A 22,783-nucleotide genomic window follows, 5' to 3' on the forward strand; every position below is an offset into this window, starting at 1 on the left:
TATAGGCTCCCCACTAAAAAGAGAATAAAAAATATCTGTTCCTCCAATTTTTGTACTCCAAGTTGGGAGGATTATGATAAAATAATAAGAAGATGGAGGGATTCATATGAATGATACAATGAACTTATTACTGAGTCGCAGATCCTATAGAAATTTTGATGAAAACTATGAATTGCCTGAGGCATACCTTCAGCAAATACTAGATGCTGCAAGACAAGCACCTAGTTGGATGAATGGCCAATTCTACAGCATTTTTGTTATTAAGGATAAGGCAACGAGAAAGCAACTGGTAGACTGGAATCCGAGAAATCCTCATATGCTCAAAAGTTCTGTTTTCTTGATTTTTGTTGGAGATTTACACCGTACGCAGTTAGTCAGTGAGGCCTACGACCAGGAAAATCACACAGGAGACAGTATCGAACCTGTTTTAGTCGCTACAACAGATGCTTCGTTAGCACTGGAAAATGCGGTGATTGCTGCGGATAGTCTAGGTTTGGGTTCCGTTGTTGTCGGTAGTATTCGCAAGCATGGAAAAGAGATTGGTGAGCTGTTGGAACTGCCGGAAGGAATGTTTCCTTTATTCGGCTTAAGCATTGGAAAGCCAGTTGTTGAGATGCGGGTGAAGCCACGATTGCCGGAGTCGACAGTTGTTTATTATGAAAAGTTCAAACCTTATGATATCTCTTTAATTGAAGAATATGATGCAACAATGGAGGCATTTGCAGAGGCGCGAGAAAGCAAAAAGTGGAGTATCAAGTTTACAGATTACTTTGCAGCGCAACCATCAATGATCATCGATCAAATGCTAGCGATGAAAAATCTATTTCCTAAATAACTCTATATAAGAAATGCTTTTTAACAGATTGCTTCCTTATGTAATTAAGGAATGCTATACTATTAAGGAGAAAAAAACAAAGATGAGAAGAGGGGTTTCATTCATGTCTTGGGAGCAAGTTTATGAGCAATGGATAAACGAAGAAAGTTTACCGGAAGAAATGAAAATAGAATTAAAAGAACTACATCAGGACTCAGAAAAATGTGAGGATGCTTTTTATGCACCGTTAGAATTTGGTACAGCAGGAATGCGTGGTATCATTGGTGCGGGAATCAATCGAATGAATATTTTTACCATTCGTCAAGCGACCGAAGGGTTAGCTCGTTTTATCGATTCACAGGATGCGGAAACAAAGCGTAGAGGGGTGGCAATCGCTTACGATTCACGCCATATGTCTCCGGAGTTTGCGATGGAAGCTGCGAAGACCTTGGCTCAACATGGTATTCCAGCGTATGTCTTTGAAAGTCTACGTCCGACACCTGAGTTGTCTTTTGCGGTTCGTCATTTGAACGCATTTGCGGGGATCATGATTACGGCTTCTCATAATCCTGCTGCTTATAATGGCTATAAGGTCTATGGTGCAGATGGTGGACAAATGCCGCCGGCTGATGCAGATGCATTAACTTCTTATGTCCGCGCTGTTGAAAATCCTTTGAAAGTTGAAGTTCTTGCTGAAGAGCAAGTGGAAAACAGTGGGTTGATTTCAATTATCGGTGATGAAGTTGATACTGCGTATTTAGAAGAGTTGAAATCAGTAACAATCAATCAAGCCTTAATCGATGAAATGGGTGGCGAGTTGAAACTGATTTATACACCGCTTCATGGGACAGGAAAAATGCTTGGAGAAAAAGCATTGAAGCAAGCTGGATTCAAACAGTTCATGCTCGTTCCGGAGCAAGCGATCGCTGATCCGAATTTTACGACTGTAAAATCACCAAATCCAGAGGAGCATTCTGCTTTTGAATATGCGATTCGTCTAGGTGAAAAAGAGAACGCAGATCTTTTGATTGCGACAGATCCTGATGCTGACCGTTTAGGCGCCGCTGTTCGTTTGCCAGATGGCTCCTATCAAGTTCTTACTGGTAACCAATTAGGTGCGATTATGATCCAGTATATCTTGGAGGCGCATAAACAAGCAGGAACACTACCTGAAAATGCTGTTGTCTTGAAATCAATCGTATCAAGCGAGCTGGCAACAGCTATTGCTGAAAAATACAATACAAAAATGGTTGATGTACTGACAGGCTTCAAATTTATTGCTGAAAAAATTGAACAGTATGAAGAGGATCATTCTCAAACCTTCATGTTTGGCTTTGAGGAAAGTTATGGTTATTTGGTTAAATCCTTTGTTCGTGACAAAGATGCGATTCAAGTCTTAGTATTATTGGCAGAAGTAGCTGCTTACTATAAAAAACAAGGGAAAACCTTGTATGATGGCTTGCAGGATATTTTTGCTGAGTATGGCTATTATAAAGAAAAAACGATTTCTGTGACATTGAGCGGAATCGAAGGTAGCCAGAAAATCAAAGAACTGATGGCGAAATTCCGTCAGGAGGCACCAAAAGAATTTGCGGGAACGGCAGTTATCAAAACAGAAGACTTTAAAGAATTGATCAGTCGATCAGCGGATGGTCAGACAGAAAAATTAACGACACCTCCGTCAGATGTATTGAAATATTATTTGGAGGATGGTAGTTGGATCGCAATCAGACCTTCTGGAACAGAACCGAAAATCAAGTTTTACGTAGCAACTAAAGCTGAATCAGATGAGGAAGCAAGCGAAAAGCTTATTGCCTTTGAAGAAGCAATCAATAAAATTACCAACTAAGCAGGTAACGATGGAACGGGAAAGAGCGCTGGATTATTTTTGTCCCACGCTCTTTCTCTTCGATTTATTAATCAAAAAAAGAGAGGAGCAGTAAAATGGATATCGGATTTATCGGAGCAGGACATATGGGTGGAGCAATGATCGAAGGGCTTTTGAAAGCAGGTGTCGTATCCGGCGAGCATTTGTTTGTAAAAGGCGGCTCTAGTGGGACTGCGGAAACGCTGCAGAAAAAATTAAACTTTCAATTAATTACGGACTATCAATCGTTAAAAAATTGTAAGGTCGTCTTTATTGCGACTGGAGCAACAATTGTTTTAGACATTTTGAAGGAACTGGCTCCCTTTCTTTCTGAGGATACGATTCTGATTTCTGTTGCGGCTGGACACACAACGAAGGAAGCTCAGGAGGCGCTTGGTAAGGGCTATGTCGTCCACGCAATCCCTAATACACCGGTTAGTGTCAATGAGGGAATGATTGGGGTTCATTATGCTGAAGCTATTCCTGAAAACGAAAAGAAACTCGCTCGTGAGCTTTTGGAAAGCCTGGGGAAAGTTACGGAAGTACCAGAAAAGCTGCTAGGCACAGTGGGTACTGTGGCTGGCTGTAGTCCTGCGTTTGTTGATATTTTTATGGAAGCTTTAGGAGATGCTGGTGTAATGGAGGGCCTGCCACGAGCGCTTGCTTATGAGATCGTGGAACAGATGGTACTGGGCTCAGCCAAATTGGCAATTGAGTCAGGAAAACATCCGGGAGAATTGAAAGATGGCGTGACCTCACCGGGCGGCAGCACAATCAAAGGGGTAGCCGCTCTTGAAAAAAATGGTTTCCGTTACGCATTGATTGATGCAGTGAAACAAGCAAACAGTTGATTCAAAATAGACACAAGAATCCTTGTTTTTGGTCGAATCAATAAATTCTGATTTTAAGTCTAAGAAGAGCGTTCCAAGCTTTGAGACATAGAGAAATTTACTCTGGCAGCTATTCAGCATATATGATGACTGACCTTGATACAGTATCTGTCTCATGAAAGTTTCACTACCCTCATAGAAAGAGTTGATTTTATGGAATTAACAGAAGATATTCAAAAAGTAAGTCAGCTATACAAGGTTTTGAGTGATCCTACGCGATTACGAATTCTTTTGATTTTGCAGAGAGGCGAACTGAACGTAACGGCAATTGCTGAAGAGCTGTCGATGGAGCAGTCCGCTGTCTCCCATCAATTAAAGCTGCTTCGTCAAAATCGCGTAGTCAAATCGCAAAGAGAAGGAAAAACAATCTTCTATTCTTTGGATGATGATCACGTGATCGATATTCTGACTCAGACATTCAAACATATTAGTCATCACTAATAAAAAAGTAATCCTACATCTCGTACCGACCCCCAAGGGTTAGACCAAAAAATCTAACTCTTGGAGGTCGGTATATCTTTTAGGATTACTTTTTTTCAGAAATTGAAACCTATTTGCCTTTTGAAAATACGGTATCTAGAAAATAGCGACATCTACCAGTACTGTCTTCTCAATAGTTGAATATACTGTTGGACTAGCTAAGTAAGGAACTGGATATGAATAGGAATAAGTTGTCAAAATACTACCATGCTTCTCAAGGTTAAACGTCCCATCGGACTTTAATGCATTTTCTGAGGAAATATCCTCGTATACATATTGCCGAGAGGCCTGATCGTACTTAATAAGTTGATAGGTTACTTCAAGAGCAGAAAAATCAACAGAGTTTCCTCTGGCATCGGTGATACTCTTGACAATGTGTTCTGGCTTGATTGTGTAATTTCCGTTGAAATCTTCTACGATTTGAACACTGGAATAGAGATCTAAACGAGCGTTATCAACGGATTCATATTGCAACTCTGCGCCATTAGGAAAATTAATCCAACCCCAGCTTGACGCAAGAGCCATAGTTCCTCCAAACAAAAGGCTGGCACCAACAACAGATCCTGCAACTATAGATGTTAATTTCTTTTTCATAGTAAACTCTCCTAACTTATGTGATGGTTAAAGTATATATTGGTAAAGAAAAACATTCAATTTGATTTTTAATTCCTTTTAGTTTACTTCGTTTCACAAAACTATCGATTAAAAGAAATAATCGTTTCTTTGCGACCGAGATTTTTTCACTCGATCAGCTAAATTGATTTCATCATCAGGATTGATTAGTAGAGTTGAAGCCTATAATCAATGATTAAGATTAGACAATTCAGAATGAGTAGTACATTACTGAAATTATAGGGGATTGCCTGATCATAATAAGATTTTGCAAGAAAAGGGTAGTTTTTTTCCGATGGGTTCGGTATACTAGATACATGTTTTATGAGAGAAAGATGATAAAGTTCTCATTTTTTGTTTTTTTTAATAGAGAATCCTGCTATCATCAGGTATAGATAAATCAAACAGTTGGAGGAAGCAGAATGAAGGAAAAGTTAAAAATCGGCTTATTAGGTCTGGGAACAGTAGGTTCTGGTGTTCCAACGATTTTGGCGGAGCATCGCGAAAAAATTTCTCAAGTCACTGGAATGGATATCGTGGTAAGCAAAGCCCTTGTTCGTGATGAGAAGGAAAAACAATACCAATCCGAAAGGTTTGATATTGAATTGACGACGGACATTGAGGACATCATCAATGACGAAGAAATCAGCATAATCGTAGAACTGATTGGGAAAATTGAACCTGCAAAAACCTATATCACTAAAGCTTTAGAAAGCGGAAAACATATTGTGACTGCGAATAAGGATCTGCTTGCACAGCATGGCGGTGAGTTAGTGGCGTTGGCACAAAGAAATCATTGTGATCTGTATTATGAAGCAAGTGTTGCCGGAGGGATTCCTATTTTGCGGACGATTGCCAACAGTTTGGCAGCAGATGACATTCAAAAGGTTCTGGGGATCGTGAACGGAACGACGAACTACATGTTGACGAAAATGGTTTCGGAAAAGCAAACATATGAAGAAGCATTAGCAAAAGCACAGGAGTTGGGCTTTGCAGAATCAGATCCGACCAATGATGTGGATGGAATTGACGCTGCTTATAAAATGGTTATCCTTAGCCAGTTTGCTTTTGGAATGAATATTGATTTGAAACAGGTAGATATTAGAGGGATTCGCGGTATTTCATCTGATGATGTAGCCATTGCTTCACAGTTAGGCTATGAAATAAAATTAATTGGTTCTTCAGAAAAGAATGATGGCGGTATTGCTGTAGAAGTTGCTCCTATGCTGGTGGCTGCTGCGCATCCACTTGCTTCGATTCGTGACGAGTTCAATGCCGTGTTCATTTACAGTGCAGGTGTTGGCGAATCAATGTATTACGGTCCTGGGGCTGGTGCAAAGCCAACTGCAACTAGTGTGGTCAGCGATATTATCACTATTGCTAAAAATATCCGTTTAGGTACGACTGGGCATATGTTTAATGAATACCAACATGATACGAAACTAACAGCGAATGATGCTATTTTTGGGAAATACTACTTCTCAATCGAAATGCCGGACAAGCCCGGACAGATATTGAAATTGACGAAGCTGATGGCTGAAGCAAATGTGAGCTTTGATCAGCTGCTTCAACAAAAATCAGATGGCATGCGTGCGAAATTTGCAACGATCACTCATACAATCAGTAAGGCGCAAATGCTTGAGGTTACAAAGCAAATTGAAAAGATTGCTGATTTTGAATTATTAAATACACTGAAAGTCTTGGAGGGGTAAACAATGTACGAAGGATTATTAAAACAATACAAACAATACTTACCGATAACAGATAAAACACCCATGATTTCTCTTGCTGAGGGAAATACACCGTTGATTCCATTGAACAGTCTATCAAAGGAACTGGGTATCACATTATATGGAAAATACGAAGGCTTAAATCCAACAGGTTCGTTTAAGGACCGTGGTATGGTTATGGCCGTTGCCAAAGCAGTAGAGGATGGCGCCAAAGCAATTATTTGTGCGTCAACTGGGAATACGAGTGCCGCAGCAGCAGCTTATGCGACACGTGCAGGTATCAAAGCATATGTAATTATTCCTGATGGAAAAATTGCAATGGGTAAACTGGCTCAAGCAATTATCTATGGTGCAGATATTATTTCTATCCCGGGGAATTTTGATGAGGCATTGAAAGCAGTAAGAGATATTGCAGAGACAGAAGCCGTTGCTTTGGTAAACTCCGTAAATCCATATCGCTTAGAAGGGCAAAAAACTGCTGCGTTTGAGGTGTGTGAGCAGCTAGGACAGGCACCGGATGTGTTGGCGATCCCTGTAGGAAATGCCGGCAATATTTCTGCGTATTGGAAAGGCTTCAAGGAATGGCATGATTTGCAAGGAACGTTCTTGCCTAGAATGCACGGGTTTGAGGCAGAAGGGGCAGCAGCGATTGTAAAAGGGGAAGTAATCGAGCAGCCTGAAACAATTGCCACTGCAATTCGTATCGGAAACCCAGCTAGCTGGAAGCTTGCTGAGGCTGCAAGAGACGAATCAAAAGGTCATATTGACAGTGTAACTGATGAAGAAATCCTGAATGCTTACCGTAAGGTTGCTGCACAGGATGGCGTATTTATTGAACCCGGATCGGCTGCTTCTTTGGCAGGAGTGATCCAGCATGTGAAATCAGGAAAAATCAAACAGGGAGAAACAGTTGTTGCAGTATTTACCGGAAACGGCTTGAAGGACCCTGATACAGCAATGAGTGCTGTAGATGTATCCATTTCGAAGATGAGTGACCTTGAAGAAATGCGTCTACATCTGCGTAACGGAGTGGCGAAGCTATGAAAATAAGAGTTCCGGCAACCAGTGCAAATCTGGGACCTGGCTTTGACTCGTGTGGAATTGCTCTTTCTCAGTATTTGAGTATTGAAATAATCAAAGATACAGAGACTTGGGAGATACAGCATTCACTTGGTGAGGATATTCCAAAGGACGAAACAAACTTGTTGCTGCAAACGGCATTGACTGTTAACCCGAAACTATCACCAAAGCTACTGAAGATGACCTCAGATATTCCGCTTGCGAGAGGTTTGGGTAGTAGCTCAAGTGTGATTGTGGCAGGGATCGAGTTGGCCAATCGTTTAGGTGGTATGCATCTTTCACAAAAAGATAAAGTGCAGATTGCTACGGAAATGGAAGGACATCCAGATAATGTTGCTCCAGCAATTTGTGGTGATTTCGTTGTAGCAAGCTATGTGGACGGAGAAGTCCGTTATGTGAAGCATCATTTCCCAATGTGTGACGTGATTGCTTATGTACCGGATCATGAACTGCTGACGCAAGAAAGTCGGAGTGTACTACCACAATCAATGGCTTATCAAGAGGCAGTGCAAGCTAGCTCGATTGCCAATGTGATGATTGCAGCTATTCTAAATGGTAATCTACCTTTGGCAGGCGTTATGATGGAAAAAGACCGTTGGCACGAAGCACATCGAGATCATTTGGTACCACATCTTAAAACAATTCGTGATATGGCACATGTTCTAGGTGTTTATGGTGCATTTTTAAGTGGTGCCGGTCCGACAGTATTAGTGCTTTCTCCAGAAGAAAAAACGGATCAAATGATACAGGAGCTCGAAAAGCTTCCAGGAAAAGCCTCCATTCATTTGCTATCTGTAGATCAAGAAGGCGTACAGGTGTTTTAGATAAGAAGCAAAAAACAGTGTTTGGGTAAAAAGCCCAAACACTGTTTTTGGTATTTATTAGTCATCGGTAGTGAAGTAGCTGTGATCTTCTAAATGTAACGCATTTAGAATCATTGCTGCCGTTTCCTCGATCGATAAGGAAGCAACATTAATTGTCACGCAACCAATTTTTTCATAAAGCTCAGCAGCATAAGCTAATTCTTTACGGATTTTCTCGATATCTGAATAAGAAGTATCTTCCGGCAGGCCGTAAGCTCTCATCCTTTCTTTCCTGATGCCGTTAAGAATATCCGGATCATTGGTCAGACCAACAATTTTAGATGCATCGACTTCCCACAGCTCTTTTGGCAAATGTGCTTCAGGAATCAGGGGCAGGTTAGCAACCTTTAGATTTTTATTCGCCAGGAACAGGCTTAACGGTGTTTTTGACGTCCGTGAAACACCTAGCAAAACGACATCTGCTTCAAGGAAGCCTCTTGGGTCTTTTCCGTCATCATATTTTACAGCAAACTCCATTGCTTCGATCCGATTGAAGTAGTTTTCATTCAGATGATGAAGGGCACCTGCTTCACCAGAGCGTTGAACTCCTGTGAAGCGCTCGATTTCCTCAATAGGAGAGGTAAGAATATCAAAATGGTAAATGGCATTTTCTTCGAAAAAGGCTAATGCTGTTTTTACCAGATCCTTGCTGATGATTGTATGGAGTACCATTGCGTTTTCGCGTTTAGCATCTTCCAAAGCCTCTTTCAGGCGTACTTCTTCCTTTACAAAGGTTTTTCTGTACAAGGAGAAATCAACTGAAGGGAACTGTGCCATAATCGCTGCAGCAAGCTTTGAAGCAGTTTCTCCAGCAGAGTCTGAGATGACGAAGATAGTAATAGTCTTAGTTTCATTATTTTCCATTAAAAACGACCTTTCTTGATTTTTTGATGAGTTTATTATACCATACCAACAGAGAAGTTATTCGTAATTATTTTGATTTGAGAAGGAGCAGGGAAAAAATGGCGCAAAGTAAATCCAAAGTCGAAGAGTCACTGGAAGTCATGAAAGCCAATGGATTGAAGTACACAAAGAAACGAGAAGCGATCATTACCTATCTGATCAAACGCAATCGCTATATCTCGGCAAAAGAAGTCTATGAATTTATGAATGAACAATATAAAGGTGTCAGCTATGATACAATTTATCGAAATCTCCATGATTTTGAAAAAATGGCGTTACTTGAAACAACAGACTTGAACGGTGAAAAGAAGTTTCGTTTTCATTGCAGTCATCATTTAGAGCACCATCATCACTTCATCTGTATGGTATGTGGGAAAACAAAGGAAATCCATATGTGCCCGATGACTTATTTTGAGGATCAATTGACAGGTTGCAGTATTGAAGGGCATCGATTTGAGATTTTAGGTCGATGTGAGAATTGTCAATAATTTTCAGAAAATGAATGTTTGATGTGCATAAAATAAAATATTTTCGACTAATTTTCATTACAGAGGTTGACGTTAAATTTACCATTAGATATAATGTAAAAAGGACAGTGTTCTATTTATGAAGGAAATAATTTTATAAATAAGAAAAACGGTTACTTTTTAAGCTCGGAGGGAGGGAATTACAATGTCAAAAACTGTCGTTCGTAAAAACGAATCTCTTGATGACGCTCTTCGTCGCTTCAAACGTTCCGTTTCAAAAGCGGGTACTCTACAAGAATCACGTAAACGTGAATTCTACGAAAAACCAAGCGTAAAACGTAAGAAGAAATCAGAAGCTGCTAGAAAACGTAAAAAATTCTAGTCTCTGATGAAGTGGAGCTGGTTGTATGTCATTACTGACAACTTTGAATGACGATATTAAGACTGCTATGAAGGCAAAAGATAAAGAAACATTATCTGTCTTGCGCATGCTGAAGAGCGGCATTCAAAATGAGCAGATCAAAATGAACCGTGACTTGAACGGAGAAGAAGAGTTAGCTGTTTTATCCAGAGAAATGAAGCAGCGCAAAGATTCTTTATTAGAGTTTGAAAAGGCGGGACGAGAAGATCTTGCAGATAAAGCAAAAATTGAAATTACAATCGTTGAGAAATATTTGCCTGAACAGCTTTCCGAAGAAGAGCTTCGTGAAATCATTCAGACAGCCATTACAGAAGTGGGCGCTACTTCTCCAGCTGAGTTTGGAAAAGTGATGGGCTTAGTGATGCCTAAGATTAAGGGCAGAGCAGATGGTAATTCAGCGAATGCAATCGTCAAGGAAATGCTACAAAAGAATTAAGACTAAAAGGCTGGGGTCAGATTGACTCCCAGCCTTTTCAGCTTCTATCGGAGTGGGGGAGTGTGCATTTATCCTAGAAATAGACATAAAAATGCAGAATTTTTTTGTTGTACATAGAGGTGAAAACGGTGCTGTTTAGAATGAAGTGAAGAAGAGCGTGCATGAGCTGATTTTATGCTTAAACGATCACTCGTTTTAATAATTGGTTTAAATAGGGTTAAAACAGAATGATAGGGTTTTTAATCATTTGCGGCTGCTTCTTTTTTAAAAAAGAAGAATATGGTATCATTACATGAATGAAAATAAAAGGAGCTGGACTTTTTTTGACAGAAAATGAAAATCAGGCAATATCTTTAGAAATTAAACTGACCGATTCCGATGACGCAAGTATGCTATTTGGAACACATGATAAGCATTTGAAATTTTTGGAAGAAAATGGCGCAGTTGTGATCAACACTCGTGGGGAGACAATTCAGATTATTGGTCTGGAAGAGAACGTCCACATCGTAGAAGCAGTTTTTCGTGCGCTGCAGGAACTGATCAAGCGTGGCATTAAGATCGGCACACCTGATGTTGTAACTGCGTTGAAAATGGCAAAGAGCAAGCAATTGGATTCATTCATTGCTATGTATGAAGAAGAAATATTGAAAGACCATCATGGTCGTTCGATTCGAATCAAGAATGCTGGACAGAAGCGATACATCGATGCCGTCAAACAGCATGATGTCGTCTTTGGTGTGGGCCCGGCTGGAACAGGGAAGACCTATCTGGCTGTTGTGATGGCTGTCGCTGCGTTGAAAAAGGGTGAAGTGCAAAAAATTATCCTGACTAGACCAGCAGTAGAAGCAGGAGAGAGCCTTGGCTTTTTACCTGGTGATTTAAAGGAAAAAGTTGATCCGTACCTTCGCCCGGTTTATGATGCTTTGTACCAGATTTTTGGATCAGAGCATACCAATCGTCTAATGGAGCGTGGTGTTATCGAGATTGCACCGCTTGCTTATATGAGAGGACGTACGTTGGATGACGCATTTGTCATTTTGGATGAAGCGCAGAACACCACTGTTGCTCAGATGAAAATGTTTTTGACACGCCTTGGTTTTCAATCAAAAATGATTGTCAATGGCGATACAAGTCAGATCGATTTACCTAGAGGCGTAATAAGTGGTTTAGTCCATGCTGAAAAAACATTACGATCGATCAAGAAGCTTTCGTTTATCCATTTTGAAGCTGGCGATGTTGTTCGACATCCAATTGTAGCAGAAATAATTCAAGCGTATGAAGAACAGAAAAAAGATTCTTGATGCCTTTTGAAAAGGAAGGAGCACCATCATTCTTTTTAGATGTAATGGGGAATGAACCTTCAAAATGGGAAATAGGACAGTTTTCTGCCCTGTTTTTCAACACTGGAAAGGAGTGATATTCTTTTGAAGCAATGGTTGTTGAAGATACGAGACAAACTGGGGAAAGCATTCATCCCTGTTTTGTTAGTTAGTTTTTCATTACTTATATTTGCGATTATTTTTAATAGTGTCTATGAAAAGAAGGTAGCGATCAAAGAAGGTCAACTGGCAGACACAACGATACGAGCGAATAAAAACATTGAAAATACCTATGAAACGAATCAGAAAAAACAGCTGGCTGCAGAAGCAGTGACTCCGGAGTATACATTTCAGGAGGATACAGCTGAAACACAGCATGAACGAATCGAAAAATTATTTGATTTGATTGGAACCGTTAATTCCAAAATAGATAAGGATTATGAAAAGCAGAAATCAGAAGCAAAAAAGGATGAAACGATCCCACAACCAACCAATGAAGAGCGGGTTGCGGCGTTGAAATCGGCATTTGAAAAGCTGGATCAAGATGAAGTCACATTGTATCAGTCATTTCCAAGTGTGTTTTATCAAAACATCTTCAACTTGACCGCTGAACAGATTTCAGTTGTTGAAACAGAAAGTCTAAAATTGGTTGATGAAACAATGCAAAACCACGTTCGTGAAAATGAACTGTCTGAGGTTCGCCAAAAAGCAATCAACAAGATTCAGTTTTTGGATGTTAGTTCAACGATGCAGCAGCAAATTCGTTACGTTGTGAATGCGGGAATCGTTGTGAACGATCTTCCAAATGAGAAGAAAACAGCAGAGCTTCGTCAAAGTGCACAGGATGCTGTACAGCCGGTCATGATTTATCAAGGGGAGATCATTGTTCGTGAAGGGACCCAGATTGATTCTAAAGCGATCGAGAAATTGAAATTGCTTGGTATGACCAATCAAAATCCATCCGTCTTTCCAATCGTTGCCCTGACTTTGACCATCTTGTTTCAAGTCGCAGTGCTGATATTCTTTACGAAACAGATGAGTCATGAATATACCAGACAATCATTTATTCTATTTTATGTCAGTGCAATGTCAGTAAGCATCTTATTAATGAAGTTTTTCCAGATTTTTCAGAGTGAACAATTGTTGTACATTCCGTTGTTCTTCCCAGCCGCATTTGTGCCTTTAGTATTGAGCTATTTCGTCAATCGGCGAGCAGGCATACTATCTGCTGTTTTTCAGGTGATATTTGCCTTGTTTGTCTTCTATGATACGATCGGGACAAACACCCTGACGATTATTTTGGTCACCTATTTATTTTCTGGAGCACTCGCGGCTGTGGTCAATCGTACGCGGATCAGCCGACAGGGATGGAATGCCGCTGTTTGGGTCATCATTTTTCCTGTTGTTCTCGCATTTATTCTTGCGATTTACCAAGGAATGAGTTTGTTAGACAGTAAAACAATTACCTTGATCATCTCAACCTTTGCCGGAAGTATTTTGGCGTTTCTTTTGACGATTGGTCTTCATCCGTATATCGAGTTAGTGGTGACGGATGATAGTATGATTGTATTGAATGAGCTTAGTAATCCGAACCACCCGCTATTGAAGCAATTACTGGAGGAAGCGCCTGGGACCTATCATCATAGTATGATGGTAGCCAATCTCAGTGCCAATGCAGTTGCAGAAATAGGCGGTCGCTCTTTATTGACGCGTGTTGCCTGTTACTATCATGATATAGGGAAAATCAAGCACTCAAACTTTTTTGTTGAAAACCTTCCTTCTGGTGCAGAGAATCCGCATAACTTTCTTTTGCCCGAGGACAGTAAGCAAATTATTTTTGGTCATGTGATCGATGGGGCAAAAATATTAGAAGAGTATAATATGCCTCAAATGGTGATTGATATTTGTCGTCAGCACCATGGAATGACGTTGATGAAATTCTTTTATATGAAGGAAAAGGAGCGTAACCCTGAGACGAAAGAAGAAGATTTTCGTTATCCGGGTCCAAAACCTCAAACGAGAGAAGCCGCAATCGTTAATATTGCAGATACCTGTGAAGCGGCGGTTCGTGCAATGACAGACCCATCCAATCAGAAAATCAAAGAGTTTGTTCATTCCGTTATTCAAGAACGGATTTCAGATGGCCAGTTGGATGAGTGCGGCTTGACAATGAAAGAGATTCGTTTGGTCGAAAAATCATTGATCAACGGACTATGTAGTACATTCCATTCCCGAATCAAATATCCAAAGATGAAGGATGAAGCGGAACGAATGAAAGATGAACAGGAAAAGAGAGATGTTTAATGGACATTACTTTTATTGATGAAACGGAAAAAGTCTCTTCTGAGCATATCAAAGAGGTCGAAAATCTGCTGCAATTTGCGGCAGATTTTCTGGATATTTCTGATGATGCAGAGCTGTCAGTTTCCTTCATGGACAATGAGGGTATCCGAGTGATCAACCGCGATTATCGTGGAAAGGATGCTGCAACTGATGTCATCAGTTTTGCTATGGAAGAAGAAGGCGATGGTGAAGTGCCGATCATCTTTGATGAAGAGGATGAGGTTGTGTTTCCGAGAAATCTTGGCGACTTGATGATTTCTACTGAACGGGCGAAGGAACAGGCTGTTGAATACGGTCATTCCTTTGAAAGAGAGCTGGGCTTTCTAGCTGTTCATGGCTTCTTGCATTTAAATGGTTATGACCACATGAATGAGGAAGACGAGAAGGAGATGTTCGGGCTGCAGAAAGAGATATTGAACGCTTATGGCCTTGAAAGATAAACAGACAGAGAAAAATAAGCATTTTATCGCTTCTTTGGAGTTCGCTCTTCAGGGCGTTCGAACCGTGTTCAAGGAAGAAAGAAATATGAGAACCCACGTATTAATGGGCGCATTGGCAATTATCGCAGGCTTTCTTTTTCAGCTGAATGCAATGGAATGGTTGTGGCTGTTGCTTGTGATTTTTCTTGTGCTGATCATAGAAATCATCAACACAGCTTTTGAGAATGTCGTTGATATGTGTACCGATTTTCATTTTCATCCAATCGGAAAAAAAATCAAGGATATGGCTGCCGGGGCAGTATTGATTACTGCATGTTTCTCGTTGCTTGTCGGCAGTATTCTGTTTTTACCGAAAATTTGGCGGTTGATAACCGAATATTTATTTTAACATTGATAGAAAAAAGAGAAACATGACAATCGGTCTCATTGCTAAACAGTTTTTTGTAAAAGCAGGCCGATCAGAAGGAGGAACTAATGACTGAAGCACATAAATCTGGATTTGTTGCGATTGTCGGGAGACCAAATGTAGGGAAATCTACATTACTTAACCGAATCGTCGGACAAAAGATTGCCATTATGAGTGACAAAGCACAGACAACAAGAAATAAAATTCAAGGTGTTTACACGACACCGGAAGCACAATTGATTTTCATTGATACTCCTGGAATCCATAAGCCTAAGCACCGTTTAGGTGATTTCATGGTAGAGACAGCGTATAGTGCAATCAGAGAAGTTGATGCCGTGTTATTTATGATCAGTGCGGATCAAAAAAGAGGCAAGGGTGACGATTTCATCATCGAACGCCTAAAAGAACAAAACACTCCTGTTTTTCTAGTGATCAATAAGATTGACAAGGTTCATCCAGATGCGCTTTTGGCAATTATTGAGGATTATGCTAGTCAGATGGAATTTGCTGAGGTTGTACCGATTTCAGCGACTGAAGGAAATAATTTTGATCGTTTAATGGAGATTTTAGTTGATCGCATGCCTGAGGGTCCTCAGTATTTCCCGGAAGATCAAGTAACAGATCATCCGGAATATTTTATCGTTTCTGAGCTTGTTCGTGAAAAAGTCTTGCTACTCACGAGAGATGAGATCCCTCACTCTGTCGCTGTTGTGGTTGATTCGATGAAGCGAGATGAAAATGATAAGGTGCGTATTCAAGCGACGATTATCGTCGAAAGAGACAGCCAAAAGGGAATCATCATTGGTAAGGGCGGAAAAATGCTCAAGCAGATCGGAACGAAGGCACGACGTGACATCGAGCATTTGTTAGATGATAAAGTTTATCTGGAATTATGGGTCAAAGTTCAGAAAGACTGGCGAGATAAAAAGACCTACCTTCAAGACTTTGGTTATCGAAAAGAAGATTATTAAGAAGCAATAATACAAAGCATGGGAGCTGTTAGATCGAGCAGCTACTGTGCTTTTATTGTATTTATTGATTTTAGAAGGAAAATGATTGGCTCTTCTGGGTCTCAAGCAGGTGATTCGTACAGCTAATCATCTATTACCGAATTTATTATTATATGGAAAGCAGATAGTAGCTGTTCTTTTTTGTATTGTTTGATAAAATAAGTAAGGAAGGCGGTGAGGATATGGTATTAGGTGAAAGCAAAGGCTTGGTTCTTTTTGCAAAGGATTACAAGGAGAAGGACAAGCTGGTAAAAATATTTACAGAATCCTTCGGGAAGCAAATGTTTTTTATTAAGAATGCGCATCGTAAGAACAACCCCCTGACACCTGCGTTATTGCCGTTTACTCAAGCTGTTTATATCGGTGATTTTAGAACAGAAGGATTGTCTTTTATTAATGGTAGCAAGGAGGTTACGCCGTTCCTTGCTATCCAACAAGATATTTTTCTCAATGCGTATGCAACCTATATCCTTAATCTTGCTGACACGGCAATCGAGGATAGAGTCTACGATCCTGGTCTCTTTTCTTTCAGTTTACAAGCATTGGACTTGATCAACGAGGGGAAAGATCCAGAAGTAATAACGAATATTTATGAAATACAAATTTTACATAGATTTGGTATTGCGATTGACTGGCGCAGCTGTCGGGTATGTGGACAAACGCACGGACGTTTCGATTATTCTTCAAAGTATAGTGGGGTATTGTGCGAAGCACATTGGGAGATGGACCAGCATCGGTATCACGGAGACCCGAAAGCAATCCATTTTATTCGTCTATTTTCAGCTGTTTCATATGAAAAGCTAAATAAAATCGAGGTTAGTCCTGAAATTAAAGCAGAGATCAGACGAGTTATTGATGAGCTGTATGATGAATATGTCGGCATCCATTTGAAAAGTAAGAAGTTCATTGATCAGATGAAGACTTGGGAGAATACGTTGAAAGAAAAGAGGGAAGAGCGTGACGACTAATGGCTATTTGAAAAGTGTACTCTATAGAACGCCGGATAACGATGATACCTTCCCTTTTACTTTGCCGATTCTCTCTGACCTTGAAAAGCTGGTTTTTGATCAGCCAGTTACTTTTCTTGTTGGTGAGAATGGAACAGGGAAATCAACTGTGATGGAACTATTTGCTGGTTTGATGGGTATGAATAGAGAAGGTGGTTCACGTAATCAGATATTTTCTACCTATGAGGAATCGAGTACGCTTATTGATGCGTGTCGTCCGATTCGCTATCCTAATCACCCGAGAGATAATTATTTCTATCGAGCTGAAACCTTTTATAACTTGATGACGGACATGGAAGAAGTGGGCTCTCCAGCTTTCGATGAGAGCTTGCATCATTTTTCCAGAGGAGAATCTTTTTATGAGTTACTCTCTAATCGCTTTATGGGAAAGGGGCTATATCTGCTTGATGAGCCGGAAACAGGCCTGTCCTTAAGTACCCAACTAAAGGTAATGGTTTTGCTGAAAGATTTGGTAGAAAATGATTCGCAGTTTATTATCGCGACCCATTCGCCAATTCTGCTCTTTTTTCCGGAAGCAAAAATCTATGAGTTTGCAGAAGGGCAAATTTGTGAAAAAACGCTTGAAGAGACAACTGTTTATCAGGAATGGGCGATGATTTTTGAAAGAAAGAGCTATTTTTTTGAAAAACTCTTTTTAGAGTAAGAAACTATTTGACAACTGATTTAGAACGCCTTATTATTGAAGATAACGAAATACGTATGTTGATAAAGAGAAGTAGGAAGGTTTATGTGTAAGAAGCGATTCCGGGAAGGTGTGAGCCGGAAACCAAATCCTTTTGAACGGCACTTTTGAGTACGCTGAATGAAGCTGCTGATCGCATCGATCAGAAGTAGGGTGGAACCGCGAATGAGTATTCGTCCCTATGTCTCTCTGGAGGCATAGGGACTTTTTATTTTGTCTGCTTAGGTGAGAGAGAGAATCAACTTATACTAGGAGGAGAAAAAAATGAAGCAGAAATTGACACTACAGGATATGATCCTGACCTTGCAAAAGTTTTGGTCATCGAATGGCTGTATGCTGATGCAGTCTTATGATACGGAAAAGGGTGCCGGAACAATGAGTCCTTATACATTTTTACGAGCAATTGGTCCTGAGCCATGGAATGCAGCGTACGTAGAACCATCTAGACGTCCGGCAGATGGACGGTATGGAGAGAATCCAAATCGGTTGTACCAGCATCATCAATTCCAGGTTGTGATGAAGCCGTCACCTGAAAATATTCAGGAGCTTTATTTGGAAAGCTTGAAATTATTGGGGATTGAGCCGTTAGAACATGACATCCGCTTTGTGGAAGATAACTGGGAAAATCCTTCTATGGGGTGTGCCGGTCTTGGTTGGGAAGTTTGGTTGAACGGGATGGAAATCACTCAGTTCACCTATTTTCAACAGGTAGGTGGCTTACCGTGTAAACCGGTAACCGCAGAAATCACGTATGGTTTAGAACGTTTGGCTTCTTACATTCAAGAAGTGGAAAGTGTCTACGATCTTCAATGGACAGAGGATGTGAAATACGGCGAAATTTTCAAGCAGCCTGAATACGAACATTCTAAATATTCTTTTGAGATTAGTGATCAAGAGATGTTGCTGGAGAATTTTGATAAATTTGAAAAGGAAGCAAAACGTTGTATCGACGAAAGTTTGGTCCATCCGGCGTATGACTATATTTTGAAATGCAGCCACACCTTTAACCTTTTAGATGCTCGTGGTGCTGTTTCGGTGACAGAGCGTGCCGGTTACTTGGCACGAATCCGTAATATGGCGCGTGCTGTTGCGAAAATATTTGTTGCTGAAAGAGAAAAATTGGGCTATCCATTACTGAATAAAGAGCATGCTGAGAAGGGAGCTGAATAGACATGGCGAATAATTTATTATTGGAAATCGGGTTGGAAGAACTACCAGCTCATGTGGTAACACCCAGTCGTTTGCAGCTAGAAGAAAAAGTCGTTAAATTTTTAGATGAGCATAACCTTGGCTATGAGTCTGTTCAGACATTCTCAACACCAAGACGTCTGGCCATTTATATTACGAATATTCCTGAAAAACAGGAAGATACACAGGAAGAAGTGAAGGGACCTGCAAAGAAAATTGCACAGGATGATGCTGGGAACTGGTCTAAGGCCGCAGAGGGCTTTGTGCGTGGTCAAGGACTGACGACTGATGCAATCACATTCAGAGAGCTGAACGGTGTGGAGTACGTCTATGTAACGAAATATGTGCATGGAAAAGAATCGAAAGAGGTTCTTAAAGGACTAAAGGAAGTTATTTTAAGTCTGACCTTCCCGGTAACGATGCATTGGGCAGATTACGATTTTGAATATATTCGTCCGATTCATTGGATCGTTGCGTTATTGGATGATGAAGTGATTCCTTTTGAGATTTTAGATGTGAAAACAGGAAACTATTCTCGCGGCCATCGTTTCTTAGGTGATGATACAACAATTGCTCATGCAGACGAATACGAAGAAAAGCTTATGGAGCAGTTTGTGGTTGCTGATCCTGTGAAGCGTCAAGAAATGATTGTTGAGCAAGCAGAGGCTCTAGCTGAAAAAAATAGCTGGTCATTGGATTTGGATGCAAATCTGCTGGAAGAGGTCAATAACCTTGTAGAATACCCGACTGTGTTTATCGGTAACTTTGATGAAAAATACCTGTCTGTTCCAGATGAAGTACTAGTTACTTCTATGAAGGAGCATCAGCGTTACTTTGATGTTCGAAATGAGCGTGGCATGCTGCTTCCGCATTTTATTGCTGTCAGAAATGGCGACAATGTCCATTTGGAAAATGTCATCAAAGGGAACGAAAAGGTTTTGGTCGCTCGTTTGGAGGATGCAGAATTTTTCTTCAACGAAGATAAAAAATTATCGATCGATGCGTGTGTGAATAAGCTGAAAAATGTGACATTCCATGAAAAAATCGGTTCGATTTATGAAAAAATGCAACGTGTATCTGTGATTGCAAGCATTATCGGAAAACAAGTAGGTTTGACGAACGAAGAGCTCACTGATTTAAACCGTGCGGCGCAAATCTACAAATTTGATTTGGTAACAAACATGGTTGGGGAGTTCCCAGAATTGCAAGGAATCATGGGTGAAAAATACGCATTGCTGCAAGGTGAAACACCAGCTGTTGCGCAAGCTATCCGCGAACACTATATGCCGATTTCCAGTGAAGGCGAGCTGCCGGAATCAACGATCGGGTCTGTTTTAGCTATTGCTGATAAATTAGATAGCGTACTTACATTCTTTGCAGTTGGAATGATCCCGAGTGGATCGAATGATCCATATGCGCTGCGCCGTCAGACCTATGGCGTTATCCGAATCGTTGAAGGGAAAAACTGGCAGTTCCCATTAGTTGAGCTGCAAAAGGATATTGATGAACAAATCAATAGTGATATTGATCGGTTTGGTATTCAGCTGACAAGCGGTCAGAATGAAGTCATCGATTTTGTGAAAGCCCGCTTACGTCAGCTACTATTAACGAAAAATATTCGTCATGACATCATCGATGCAGTAATTTCTGCTGAACAAAGAGACATGATGAAGCTTTTCGCAGCTGCCATGATTCTGAGAGAGCATTTGACTGATGCGGATTTCCGTCCTTCAGTCGAAGCACTGACACGTGTATTGAATCTTGCGAAGAAGAGTCGTGATTTATTTGGAGAAGAGCTGACTGTGAAAGAGCAGTTGTTTGAAAATGATTCTGAAAAAGCTTTGCACAAAGCAGTCAATGAAATAGAAGAGACTTTCAAAAACAACACAATGACCGAAAACTATCAAGCTCTTGTGGGATTGAAACCGTTGATTGAAGCGTATTTCGATCATACGATGGTGATGGTAGACGATGACCAAGTGAAAATGAACCGCTTGGCGGAGCTGAATCGTATCGCTCGCATGGTTCTATCCTTGGCAAGTTTAGATTTACTGAATGTGAAATAGGGAGTGAAAAGAAGAAACCGTGTTCTTTTGGAGCAGGTTTCTTCTTTTTTGTTTAAAGCTGAGTTCAACAATATAACGGACACAGAATAAATGATCGATTCATATATTTTGATGTGAAGAGTTATGGTATGATAGTGAAAAAATGACTATCGGGGAACAAAATTATGAAGATAAGAAACTATCAAGCTACCACAGATTACGAAGCTGTACTTGCGTTGAGTGAGCGGCTGGCAGATTTTGAACAGCCTATAAGAATCAGCAAAAAAGAATTGAAAAGGAAGCAAAGAGAGTGGCTTGCAACTGATCTGAATTCGTCGCTACAGTCACCAAAGAGTCATCTTTTAGTGCTTGCAAATGACGAAGGAACGATTCACGGTTTTTTAGAGCTATTGGAAGAAACCGATTGGCTCACAGATCAAAAGCAAGGCTATTTGTCTAGAATCTGTTTGGCAAAGGAAGCAGAAGGAATGGGGAACGGCAAGAAATTGATGCTTCTTGCTGAGGAGTGGGCGCGAGAACAAGGCTATACAGGTCTTACATTAATGGTTATGGCTGCCAATAATCATGCTCAATCTTTCTATCAATCACTGGGCTATGAAGTAGAAACAATGAAAATGCGTAAAGAATTGATGTAACTAAAAGGGACTGTGGCATTTTGGTATGCCTCAGTCCCTTTAAAACGGATAAACGGTGTTCCAGAAGCAACTTCTGTCACGACTTCTTTCGCTTATCTTTTATTTTGTTGTTTTCCAGCATTACGTCCACCTTTAGATGGTTGTTTGCTTAATGTGACATTTTTTTCCTCTGTAGGAGTAACATCTTTGATTGGCGTAATCACTTGTTTTGGTGGATTTTTTTTCATTTCTTCCGCAACTTGTGCTTTGATTCTTGGCTTCAATAGGATATTCGTGATAAATGTTTGGATACAACTGAAAACCCCTCCGACAACCCAGTACAAGGCAACACCTGCCGGGGATTGGAATGACATGAACACAATCATCAATGGAGAAACGATCAGCATAGATTTCATTGTTTTCTTTTGTTCCTCAGGAATCCCGATTGTTGAGATATACCCTTGAATTAGGTAGGCAACCCCAGCAAGAATGACGAAAACGATACTTGGCTGACCAAGGTTGATGCCAAAAAAGTTCGCTTCACTGATACCTTCAGTGTATCTTGCTGCAAAGAACAATGCTGAGAAGATTGGCATTTGAATCAGTAATGGTAAACAACCGATACCGCCCATCATGCTCACGTTGTTTTCTTTGTAAACGCGTTGTACTTCCATTTGTGCTGCAGCTTGTTCTTCTCTTGTTGTTGCTTGTTTCAGTTTTTCTTGGGCCGCATCAATTTGCGGTTTAATGGCTTGCATTTTTTCGGTTTGGATCATGCTCTTACGTGATTGATTCAAGCCAATCGGCAAAATAATCAGACGTACAACAATTGTAATGACCACGATTGCCCAACCATAGTTCCAGTTGAAGTTCTCTACCAGATATGTAATCATGTTGCTCATAGGCTGAACTAAGTAATTATAGACAAACCCTTCACCAGTTGGCAGTCCGTCACTACCGGTTTTCACACATCCTGATAGAAATAACATCAATGTAATAAGTCCTGAACCAAGTAGCCATTTATTAAATTTCTTCATAAACTTCTTCCCTTTTCTAAAATTTGCACAAATTTAACTATACTTCAAATTCATTGTTTTTTCAATAATAATTCAGAAAACTACAGG

At 40.4% G+C, this 22,783-nt stretch carries 23 protein-coding genes; 20 read left to right on the top strand and 3 right to left on the bottom strand.

Features of this window, described 5'->3' with window-relative positions:
* Window positions 1-106: 106 nt before the first annotated feature.
* The 4 genes from A5888_RS00705 to A5888_RS00720 all read left to right on the top strand — a co-directional run bounded on the left by A5888_RS00705 (window position 107) and on the right by A5888_RS00720 (window position 4,012).
* Window positions 107-835, top strand: coding sequence for a nitroreductase family protein (locus tag A5888_RS00705; RefSeq protein ID WP_086347370.1), 729 nt, complete (start codon window positions 107-109; stop codon window positions 833-835).
* Window positions 836-938: 103 nt separating this feature from the next.
* The gene (locus A5888_RS00710) at window positions 939-2,663 is read left to right on the top strand and encodes a phospho-sugar mutase (protein ID WP_086347371.1); all 1,725 of its coding nucleotides are present in this window, start codon (window positions 939-941) and stop codon (window positions 2,661-2,663) included.
* A gap of 95 nt (window positions 2,664-2,758) precedes the next feature.
* Window positions 2,759-3,532, top strand: coding sequence for a pyrroline-5-carboxylate reductase (proC, locus tag A5888_RS00715; protein ID WP_086347372.1), 774 nt, complete (start codon window positions 2,759-2,761; stop codon window positions 3,530-3,532).
* 192 nt (window positions 3,533-3,724) lie between these two features.
* The gene (locus A5888_RS00720; RefSeq protein ID WP_086347373.1) at window positions 3,725-4,012 is read left to right on the top strand and encodes an ArsR/SmtB family transcription factor; all 288 of its coding nucleotides are present in this window, start codon (window positions 3,725-3,727) and stop codon (window positions 4,010-4,012) included.
* A 135-nt stretch (window positions 4,013-4,147) separates the two neighbouring features.
* Here A5888_RS00720 and A5888_RS00725 read toward each other — a convergent pair whose 3' ends face one another.
* The gene (locus A5888_RS00725) at window positions 4,148-4,645 is read right to left on the bottom strand and encodes a hypothetical protein (protein WP_086347374.1); all 498 of its coding nucleotides are present in this window, start codon (window positions 4,643-4,645) and stop codon (window positions 4,148-4,150) included.
* 440 nt (window positions 4,646-5,085) lie between these two features.
* Here A5888_RS00725 and A5888_RS00730 point away from each other — a divergent pair, with 440 nt between their 5' ends.
* Genes A5888_RS00730 through thrB form a run of 3 tightly spaced genes read left to right on the top strand, consistent with a single transcriptional unit; the run spans window position 5,086 to window position 8,297 of the window.
* Window positions 5,086-6,375: a homoserine dehydrogenase gene (locus A5888_RS00730; protein ID WP_086347375.1), complete on the top strand. Its 1,290-nt coding sequence runs from the start codon at window positions 5,086-5,088 to the stop codon at window positions 6,373-6,375.
* Between the two features lie 3 nt (window positions 6,376-6,378).
* The gene (gene thrC / locus A5888_RS00735) at window positions 6,379-7,437 is read left to right on the top strand and encodes a threonine synthase (RefSeq protein WP_086347376.1); all 1,059 of its coding nucleotides are present in this window, start codon (window positions 6,379-6,381) and stop codon (window positions 7,435-7,437) included.
* Window positions 7,434-8,297, top strand: a complete 864-nt coding sequence (thrB, locus tag A5888_RS00740) for a homoserine kinase (RefSeq protein ID WP_086347377.1) — start codon at window positions 7,434-7,436, stop codon at window positions 8,295-8,297. Before thrC ends, thrB begins: the two co-directional genes overlap by 4 nt.
* A gap of 57 nt (window positions 8,298-8,354) precedes the next feature.
* Here the strand turns inward: thrB and A5888_RS00745 are convergent, their stop codons facing one another.
* Window positions 8,355-9,200: a pyruvate, water dikinase regulatory protein gene (locus A5888_RS00745; RefSeq protein ID WP_170924670.1), complete on the bottom strand. Its 846-nt coding sequence runs from the start codon at window positions 9,198-9,200 to the stop codon at window positions 8,355-8,357.
* A gap of 98 nt (window positions 9,201-9,298) precedes the next feature.
* Here A5888_RS00745 and A5888_RS00750 point away from each other — a divergent pair, with 98 nt between their 5' ends.
* The 13 genes from A5888_RS00750 (at window position 9,299) to A5888_RS00810 (ending at window position 21,680) form a co-directional block, all read left to right on the top strand.
* Window positions 9,299-9,727 (top strand): Fur family transcriptional regulator, encoded by a 429-nt coding sequence (locus A5888_RS00750; RefSeq protein ID WP_086347378.1) that lies wholly within the window; start codon window positions 9,299-9,301, stop codon window positions 9,725-9,727.
* Between the two features lie 184 nt (window positions 9,728-9,911).
* Window positions 9,912-10,088: a 30S ribosomal protein S21 gene (rpsU, locus tag A5888_RS00755; protein ID WP_002356740.1), complete on the top strand. Its 177-nt coding sequence runs from the start codon at window positions 9,912-9,914 to the stop codon at window positions 10,086-10,088.
* Window positions 10,089-10,113: 25 nt separating this feature from the next.
* Window positions 10,114-10,563, top strand: a complete 450-nt coding sequence (locus tag A5888_RS00760; RefSeq protein WP_086347379.1) for a GatB/YqeY domain-containing protein — start codon at window positions 10,114-10,116, stop codon at window positions 10,561-10,563.
* Between the two features lie 389 nt (window positions 10,564-10,952).
* Complete coding sequence (locus A5888_RS00765) at window positions 10,953-11,864, top strand: PhoH family protein (protein WP_422389741.1); 912 nt, start codon at window positions 10,953-10,955, stop codon at window positions 11,862-11,864.
* A gap of 123 nt (window positions 11,865-11,987) precedes the next feature.
* Entirely contained in the window at window positions 11,988-14,186 is a 2,199-nt protein-coding gene (locus A5888_RS00770; RefSeq protein WP_086347381.1) for an HD family phosphohydrolase, read from the top strand.
* On the top strand, window positions 14,186-14,665 hold the full coding sequence (gene ybeY / locus A5888_RS00775; RefSeq protein ID WP_086347382.1) for an rRNA maturation RNase YbeY: 480 nt from the start codon (window positions 14,186-14,188) through the stop codon (window positions 14,663-14,665). Before A5888_RS00770 ends, ybeY begins: the two co-directional genes overlap by 1 nt.
* Complete coding sequence (locus tag A5888_RS00780) at window positions 14,649-15,053, top strand: diacylglycerol kinase (RefSeq protein ID WP_086347383.1); 405 nt, start codon at window positions 14,649-14,651, stop codon at window positions 15,051-15,053. The genes ybeY and A5888_RS00780 overlap by 17 nt, the downstream gene beginning before the upstream one ends.
* Before the next feature lie 86 nt (window positions 15,054-15,139).
* The gene (gene era, locus A5888_RS00785) at window positions 15,140-16,042 is read left to right on the top strand and encodes a GTPase Era (RefSeq protein ID WP_086347384.1); all 903 of its coding nucleotides are present in this window, start codon (window positions 15,140-15,142) and stop codon (window positions 16,040-16,042) included.
* A 221-nt stretch (window positions 16,043-16,263) separates the two neighbouring features.
* Window positions 16,264-17,049: a DNA repair protein RecO gene (gene recO, locus A5888_RS00790; protein WP_086347385.1), complete on the top strand. Its 786-nt coding sequence runs from the start codon at window positions 16,264-16,266 to the stop codon at window positions 17,047-17,049.
* Complete coding sequence (locus A5888_RS00795; protein ID WP_249274389.1) at window positions 17,039-17,752, top strand: AAA family ATPase; 714 nt, start codon at window positions 17,039-17,041, stop codon at window positions 17,750-17,752. Before recO ends, A5888_RS00795 begins: the two co-directional genes overlap by 11 nt.
* 303 nt (window positions 17,753-18,055) lie before the next feature.
* A complete protein-coding gene (gene glyQ / locus A5888_RS00800; protein ID WP_086347386.1) occupies window positions 18,056-18,961 on the top strand; it encodes a glycine--tRNA ligase subunit alpha in 906 nt (301 codons plus the stop codon).
* Between the two features lie 2 nt (window positions 18,962-18,963).
* Window positions 18,964-21,045: a glycine--tRNA ligase subunit beta gene (gene glyS, locus A5888_RS00805; protein ID WP_086347387.1), complete on the top strand. Its 2,082-nt coding sequence runs from the start codon at window positions 18,964-18,966 to the stop codon at window positions 21,043-21,045.
* Window positions 21,046-21,209: 164 nt separating this feature from the next.
* Window positions 21,210-21,680, top strand: coding sequence for a GNAT family N-acetyltransferase (locus A5888_RS00810; protein ID WP_086347388.1), 471 nt, complete (start codon window positions 21,210-21,212; stop codon window positions 21,678-21,680).
* A 92-nt stretch (window positions 21,681-21,772) separates the two neighbouring features.
* On the opposite strand, the gene yidC is transcribed toward A5888_RS00810, so the two are convergent.
* Complete coding sequence (gene yidC / locus A5888_RS00815; RefSeq protein ID WP_339101859.1) at window positions 21,773-22,696, bottom strand: membrane protein insertase YidC; 924 nt, start codon at window positions 22,694-22,696, stop codon at window positions 21,773-21,775.
* Window positions 22,697-22,783 lie beyond the last annotated feature (87 nt).

Origin of the sequence: Enterococcus sp. 9E7_DIV0242, assembly GCF_002140975.2 — a bacterium.
Lineage (GTDB): Bacteria > Bacillota > Bacilli > Lactobacillales > Enterococcaceae > Enterococcus_L > Enterococcus_L clewellii.